This window comes from Shewanella sp. NIFS-20-20, assembly GCF_019209865.1.
In the GTDB taxonomy this organism is placed as follows: Bacteria; Pseudomonadota; Gammaproteobacteria; order Enterobacterales; family Shewanellaceae; genus Shewanella.
Map to the genome: position 1 here is coordinate 1 of NZ_JAHUTT010000102.1, position 5,988 is coordinate 5,988.

Sequence of the window (5,988 nt, forward strand, 5' to 3'; positions counted from 1 at the left end):
TGTTAGCTAACGTCAAGGCAATGAACAAAGTCATAAGACTAGGTATGCCTGTTAGTTACCGAGTTGAGTAATTAGAGTAAGTGTCATTAGATCAGTACGTTACGTGAACCATTTGATCAACAACGCCTATCTCGACTAGAGAATAGCTCTATTCAATCAATATCCTCCCTTCTCATTTTACCTTGCGTAGACGTGAATTTAGTGACATATAAGTCTAAATAGAATATGACGTTATAATATTTAAATTAGTCATGGATAATTTAGTTAATATATTTAAATTGTTCTATATCACAACTTTTTAATTCTAATAAAATAAAAAGTTGAGCTTGAAAATTTTTATTGCTTTGTGAGGTTTTAAGTAATAATTATACCTCGTAGGAGATGTGCTAATGTTTAATGTCAAATAGTTTATCAAAAAGATTGCAACGTAACTAATTTTTCGGTGATGAAAATGGATATTGATGACTTAAAAGTGGGTACGCTTAAGGTGTTCAAAGTTGTTTTTGAAGCGGGGTCAACATATAAAGCTGCACAGATATTAAACCAATCTCAATCTGGCATTAGTTATGAAATTAAAAAGCTGAGAGAGATTTTTGGCGACCCATTGTTCCTGCGCTGCCGGGAAGGTTTGGTTCCCAATGAACGCGCTAGTCATATATATAAAAATCTGCCGAAAGCGCTGGCGGAGCTCGAAAATATGTACAACTGCAACGGCCACTTTGACCCTGCTGAATACCAGGGGATAGTGAAGATTGCGATTCTGGAACCCTTGGCTGTGGCCTTGATGCCGGTGTTGTACGACAGATTATCCGTTGCCTGCCCTCATATTCAGTTGGACTTGATGCCCTGGACCAGTAGTTCGGCAGAACTTATTGCTAAAGGGGTCATTGATGTCGGCATCCATATCCAGCCCGTTGAAAATGACTATATTGGCTGCGATGTATTGGCCAATTCGATTCGTATGATTGCCTGTCGAAAACACCATCCGATATTGAATCGTAAGCATGTGACCTTAATGGAAATGTGCAACTATCCATTATTATTGCAAAGTATACCCAATTGGAATCATGATGGTCGTTCTCTTATCGAGAAGTCATGTAAAAGTAAGGGCCTGTCGCCAAACATACAAGCGAAAGTAAGTTATTTGCCTGCGATGGTGCAAATGCTGCAATCCAGTAATGCACTTTGTTATTCATCAGCTTTGGGGTTGGCTTCTTTTCGGGATGTTGTTGAGCTATTACCGGCGCCAAAGGAGTTAACGACGACCGATTTAGCATATCAATGTCTTTATCCTGCAAGCCAAAAAAAGGCTTCTTTCAATATGTGGCTGCGGAGTGTCATTAAAACTGAACTTGATGCCTTGATGGATGACATCAAGATTATGTAATCCCTATGCTGTCAGTAACGCAAATCTTGGTCTTACCAAATTTTTTAATTAACGCAGCTAAAAAATTTGATATTCCCGCCAATAATTGAGTCAGCTTCCTATATTCAAACTTCAGGGTAACCCAGGGACGGGCATCCGTGATTTAGCTCACAAGCTCATATGATTGTTCACGACAAACTGCCGGTGGGTTCAGATAACACACATAGGAAATTAGTCATGAACAAACATCTTTTAGCGGCGGCGGTGATGGGTGCACTCACCATGGGTGGCAATATCACGGTCGGCATGAGTGAAGCAGAGGCTGCTGTCGTGAATTTGGCGCGTCCCGGTCAGGGCCAGTTGGGTCACGTGAAAGTCAATCCATACGGTTATGCGCCTCTATCTGCCATCATTGGTCTGGGTGGCAAATCCCCGGCAGACGTGAAGGTGACCGTGAAAGGCAAGGGTAAGACGGGCTTGCCGATTAGCTATGATGTGAGTCGAACCCAGTTGCTTACCCATGACGGTGTGCCGGTTTTCGGACTTTATGCCGATTACAACAATCAGGTTGAACTCAGCTATCTGCTTGACGGTAAGCAGGTCAAAGAAACCTACAAAATTTTCACTCAGCCGGTTGTGGGGATCAGCGTTGATGGCGCAACTCACGGCTTCCCAACTGTGACCCCCAAGAAAGTCGCCAAAGGCTGGGAAGATCGACTGTACTGGATTAATCACCTAGTGCCGGATCAAGACTCCCAGGCGATTATGTGGTCCGCGGGTGGTGCTCTGGAATGGGACCGCTGGCCGGTGAATTTCATCACCGATACCGAAGGTGAAGTACGTTGGTACCTGGATCACAACCGTATGCATGATCAGAATGTGATTGGTAAACGAGGCATCATCATGGGAGTGCATCAGGTCGACAATGGCGACATTATTTTTGCTCAGGGGCAAAAGTACTACCGCATGGATCTGATGGGCCGGATTATTACCGAACGTGATCTGCCTAATGGTTATGTGGATTTTTCCCATGCTATGAAAGAACTGCCCAACGGTCATTATCTGCTGCGCGCCGCCAAGAAAAACTATGTCCGTGATGATGGCGTTGTCGTGAATACTGTGCGTGACCATATTCTGGAAATCGACCAGCATGGCCGTCTGGTGGACGTGTGGGATCTCAATAAAATTCTTGACCCAATGCGCGATTCACTGCTGATTGCCCTCGATGCTAAAGCCGTATGCCTGAACGTCGATGACAGCGCCGAATTGGACATAGAGCCCGACGCTCCTTTTGGTGACTATCCTGGTGTAGGTGCCGGTCGCAACTGGGCACATGTCAACTCCATTGACTATGACGCGAGCGATGATTCCATCATTATCTCTCCTCGCCATCAGGCAACAGCCATCAAGATTGGTCGCGATAAGCAAGTGAAATGGATCCTGGGTCCTGCTGAAGGTTGGAAAGGTGAGCTGGCCAACAAACTTCTGACCCCCACCGACAGCAAAGGTAACAAACTCGATTGCACACCTCAGGGACGTTGTGCCGATACCAACTTTGATTTCGGCTACACCCAGCATACCTCCTGGTTGGTACCGGAAAAAGGCACTCTGGTGACGTTCGATAATGGTGATGGCCGTTATCACGAGCAGCCTGCGCTGGCCGAAATGAAGTACAGCCGTGGTGTGGAATACAAGATTGACGAGCAGAACATGACCGTTAAGCAGGTGTGGGAATGGGGGAAAAACATGGGCTATGAGTGGTACAGCCCAGTGACCTCAGTGACGGACTACGAAGCGGATAAGGATTCTATGATGATGTATTTCGCATCGGCTGAATTGTTAACTCCGAACAATACCAAGCCGAAATTGGTGGAAGTGAAATACGGCACCCAGGATGTGAAAGTCGAAATGCACATCGAGTCCACATCACCCAAGCAAGCGTCTTACCGTTCTGTGGTGATCCGTCCGCAACAGGCATTTGGGCAATAACGCTGGATGTGATGGGGTTGGTATCACGCCGCCCCATTAACCGCCTTCCCTAATTCGAGACTATCACAATGAAAAAAATGCTCACTGCTGTTGCCGCGTCCCTTATTTTTGCCTTTTCAGCTTCTGCCGCGACAGAAGGTGTTGAATATCAGGTGCTGCCGGTATCGGCACAATTTAACGCGCCGAATGAAGTCACCAAGATCTACTCTATCAACTGTCCCTTCTGTTATAAGTACGACAAAGCTGGGATCCCCAATGACAATATTGTCCCGGCTGGCAGCAAGCTGGACCAATATCACATCACCACCAAACCGCCATTCGGGGTCGAGAAGGCCACTGGCCTGGCGATTGCCAAGATCATAAAAGGTGACGCGTCTTTCAAGACGCTGAAGGACGCCTATTACCAGCAATACCACGTGAAAAAGAGCAAATTTACCGATGCCGATACGACGGTACAGTTTGCGCTCGATAGACTGGATATGAGTCGTGCGCAATTTGATGACTATGCCAAGGACCCAAGCGTTGTAGCGCTGATCGCCAAGTGGGAACAGGGCGTTGAAGTGGCCAAAATTCAGGGCATTCCAGCGATTACCGTGAATGGTAAATACCTGATAAACACTAAAGAAATCCGTTCAATGGACATGTTGAAATCACTTATCGCTGAGCTGTCTGCCAAGTAAGAGGTTGTTATGTTTATAAAAAACTTCTGGCAGCAGTTTTCTTCGGCTCCCGTGAGTCAGCTGTCACTGTTACAAAGCAATCGAGCGGTTTGGTGTTTAATGGCGGGGGCGGCGATGTTCCTGATCCTGTCCGCCATTTTCTACTTTCAGTTATTTCTGGCGATGGACCCCTGTGAGCTTTGTGTCTACATACGCTTTAGCCAGTGCTGCATCGTGATAGCCGGACTCATTATTCTAATCGATCCCCGCAATCACATATTGAAGTTTCTCGGCTTGTTGCTGGCTTGGTACGCCATTATCCAGGGCTGGATGTGGTCCTATGAACTGATGAAAATTCATGATGCGGCACATATGGTTGTAGATACTTCAATGGACTTCTTTGCCGCAGCAGGGGATGCCGCAGGTTCTGCTTGCTCCACCGAACCCAAGTTTCCATTGAACCTGCCGTTGAATGAATGGCTACCATTTGAGTTTGAACCCACAGGGGGGTGTGGTGAGGACGACTGGTCTTTGCTGGGAATGAATATGGCCCATTACTGCATGCTAGCGTACGCCGTATTCATGATTTGTCTGGCTCCGCTGACATTTGGTTGGCTTGCGGCGCTGCGTAAATCTTCTGTCACCAGGTAAGTGGCCTGCTCAGGCACCTTTAAACAACTCTTCAACACACAACACAGTGCTAACCACTGCGCCTTGAGCGTGGTGATTAGCACTGCTGTGGGTAAGGAAAGCAGATGAAACGGGAAAGTGCAGTACTTGGCGTTATTTTGGGACTGGCTTCGGCGTCGTTGATGGCGGCAGAACAGTCCCCCAAGACAATATTTTATGGGCAGTTAGGGTTGAGCGCGGGTTGGCAGGATGGCCAGGATTTTGATGTGGGCGCCTACGATGCCCGGTTCGGCCTGAAAGGCTTAATTGATTTGGGAGACATTAAAGTCAAGTATGTGGGCGAAGTACAGCATGTGACTGCTGCCAAACATACCGATGGCGAACTATTGGAGATTCGGGAAGCCAAGGCGGTGGTGATCAGTGATTTTGGTATGTTGGCATTGGCCGGTGCTGGGGAGTCCAATACTTATGCAGATCTGTACGCCCCAGTCGATATTCAGGAAATCAACAGTGGCACGCCTCATAGTCATGATGGTTTATTCCAGCAATCTCAGTTTGCCAAGTCCATTCTTGCTTATATCACTCCTCAGTGGCATGGATTGCAGTTGAAGACGGCGGTTATCACTCTGACCAATGATACGGGTAGCGATAGCGATGTGTTGCGTTTGGGCGCGGTATATCGTAAAAGTGGTTTGAAAATCGCGGCCAATGTGCTGAAAACCAGTGAACAACATTTGGGCCGGGAACAAGACTATTTTCGATATGCCTTCATGGGGGAGTATCGTTGGGGCAAGGTCACCCTTGCATCACTGGTAGAAGTGAATCAGGACAGCCCGGTGGGAGACAGCACTGTCTATGCGGCAGCTGCCAAGTACTTTGTTGGCAACTGGGAGTACCGTTTGTCACAGCAGTATAAGGACTGGCAAGGTGACTACGACAATCAGTCGATTTCAGCGGCGGCAGTCCATTATCATTTCAGTCCTCATTTCAGTGTGTTCACCGAAGGGGCACTGTATTCCAAGCCTGTGATTAATAAATCAGGTTATACCAGTGATAGCAATTTGAATTTTGGGATGATGATTAGATTTTAAAAAAATCTTAGCAGCTCAATTTCATCTTAAGTTGCTATTATTGCTTTAAGATGAAATTACGAAAAATTTTTTACTATTTGAGTTTCTGATAAAGGATAGGTTTGGTAAGCCAAATCTATCCTTAGTGGAGTTGTTGATCAAATAGTTCACGTGACGTACTGATCTAATGACACTTACTCTAATTACTCAACTCGGTAACTAACAGGCATACCTAGTCTTATGACTTTGTTCATTGCCTTGACGTTAGCTAACA

The 5,988-nt window shown here is 46.3% G+C and carries 5 protein-coding genes; all 5 read left to right on the forward strand.

The annotated features are described in order from the left end of the window. The first annotated feature begins 451 nt into the window (after positions 1 to 451). The 5 genes from KU855_RS18470 to KU855_RS18490 all read left to right on the forward strand — a co-directional run bounded on the left by KU855_RS18470 (position 452) and on the right by KU855_RS18490 (position 5,735). Positions 452 to 1,387 (forward strand): LysR family transcriptional regulator, encoded by a 936-nt coding sequence (locus KU855_RS18470; RefSeq protein ID WP_218532714.1) that lies wholly within the window; start codon positions 452 to 454, stop codon positions 1,385 to 1,387. A 216-nt stretch (positions 1,388 to 1,603) separates the two neighbouring features. Continuing rightward, entirely contained in the window at positions 1,604 to 3,355 is a 1,752-nt protein-coding gene (locus KU855_RS18475; protein ID WP_218532716.1) for an aryl-sulfate sulfotransferase, read from the forward strand. A 68-nt stretch (positions 3,356 to 3,423) separates the two neighbouring features. Next, positions 3,424 to 4,035, forward strand: a complete 612-nt coding sequence (locus KU855_RS18480) for a thiol:disulfide interchange protein DsbA/DsbL (protein WP_218532719.1) — start codon at positions 3,424 to 3,426, stop codon at positions 4,033 to 4,035. 9 nt (positions 4,036 to 4,044) lie between these two features. Then, complete coding sequence (locus KU855_RS18485; protein ID WP_218532721.1) at positions 4,045 to 4,665, forward strand: disulfide bond formation protein B; 621 nt, start codon at positions 4,045 to 4,047, stop codon at positions 4,663 to 4,665. Between the two features lie 104 nt (positions 4,666 to 4,769). After that, the gene (locus tag KU855_RS18490; RefSeq protein WP_218532723.1) at positions 4,770 to 5,735 is read left to right on the forward strand and encodes a porin; all 966 of its coding nucleotides are present in this window, start codon (positions 4,770 to 4,772) and stop codon (positions 5,733 to 5,735) included. The last annotated feature ends 253 nt before the right edge of the window (positions 5,736 to 5,988 follow it).